Annotated in this window: 2 protein-coding genes; both read left to right on the forward strand. The window is 74.0% G+C overall.

Annotated elements, in window-relative coordinates; all coding sequences use genetic code 11:
- Positions 1-42: 42 nt before the first annotated feature.
- Positions 43-282, forward strand: coding sequence for a DUF3263 domain-containing protein (locus ACFWGJ_RS43750; protein WP_107015324.1), 240 nt, complete (start codon positions 43-45; stop codon positions 280-282).
- 29 nt (positions 283-311) lie between these two features.
- Positions 312-1,160 carry a trehalose-phosphatase gene (gene otsB / locus ACFWGJ_RS43755; RefSeq protein WP_387334556.1) on the forward strand — a complete coding sequence of 283 codons (849 nt, stop codon included), beginning with the start codon at positions 312-314 and terminating at the stop codon, positions 1,158-1,160.
- The last annotated feature ends 80 nt before the right edge of the window (positions 1,161-1,240 follow it).

The following is a 1,240-nucleotide window of genomic DNA, read 5'->3' on the forward strand; positions in this document are numbered from 1 at the left end:
TGCGCCGTTCCCCGCGCCCCTTTTGGGGTTAGCGTTGGGCTTATGGGTGACCAGGAGCTGACTGCGCAGGAGCGGGACGTGCTGGCGTTGGAGGGGCGGGGGTGGGAGTCGCCCGGGGCCAAGGAGCGGGCCGTCCGGGAGGAGCTGGGGATCGCGCCCGTTCGCTACTACCAGTTGCTGAACGCCCTGCTGGACGCGGAGCGGGCCCTCGCGTACGACCCGGTGACGGTCAACCGCCTGCGGCGCGTCCGTGAGGTACGCAGGAGCGAGCGGGAGGCGTAAGACCCCACCTCGGCGGATAGGGTCGCAGCATGGCCAGTCACCCCGACCCAGCGTCGCTGCCGAGCCCCGTGACCGCGGAGGGCCGAGACGGCCTCGCCGCCCTCCTCGCGCGGCCCCACAAGGCCGTCCTCGCCTTCGACTTCGACGGCACGCTCGCGCCGATCGTCCCCGACCCGGAACAGGCCCGCGCCCACCCGGACGCCGTACCGGCCCTCGCGGCGCTGGCCCCGAAGGTGGCGTCGGTGGCCGTGGTCACGGGCAGGCCCGCGTCGGTCGCCGTGCGGTACGGCGGCTTCGCCGGGGTTGCGGGCCTGGACCACCTCGTCGTGCTGGGCCACTACGGGGCGGAGCGCTGGGACGCGGTCACCGGTACGGTCCGGGCCCCCGCGCCGCACCCCGGCGTCGCCGCGGCCCGCGCCGAACTGCCCGGTTTCCTCGACGGCATCGGTGCGTGGCAGGGCAGCTGGATCGAGGAGAAGGGCAGGGCCGTCGCGGTCCACACCCGCCGTGCCCAGGACCCGCAGGCCGCCTTCGAGGCACTGCGCGAGCCGCTGGCCCGGCTGGCCCAGAAGCACGGCCTGATCGTCGAACCGGGGCGGCTGGTCCTGGAGTTGCGTCCGGCGGGCATGGACAAGGGCGTCGCCCTCGGCGAGTACGTGCGCGATGTCGGCGCCGAGTCGGTCATGTACGTCGGCGACGACCTCGGCGACCTGCCGGCCTTCGCCGCCGTCGAAAAACTCCGCTCCGACGGCACCCCGGGCCTCCTGGTCTGCAGCGGCAGCACCGAGGTGACGGAACTGGCCGACCGCGCAGACCTGGTGGTGGACGGCCCGGAGGGCGTCACGAGGCTGCTCACGGCCCTGGCCACCCACCTCTAGGGACGCAGCCCCAAGGGGCGCGGGGAACGGCGCAGTCCTTTGCCTTTCGCTTTCAGGGGCGCGGGGAACGGCGCAATCTT

Source organism: Streptomyces sp. NPDC060205 (assembly GCF_042728395.1).
GTDB lineage: Bacteria > Actinomycetota > Actinomycetes > Streptomycetales > Streptomycetaceae > Streptomyces.

Bases quoted from the DNA above. Each gene is read 5' to 3' on its own strand.
- ACFWGJ_RS43750 (WP_107015324.1), top strand. From the start codon at position 43: ATGGGTGACCAGGAGCTGACTGCGCAGGAGCGGGACGTGCTGGCGTTG.
- otsB (WP_387334556.1), top strand. From the start codon at position 312: ATGGCCAGTCACCCCGACCCAGCGTCGCTGCCGAGCCCCGTGACCGCG.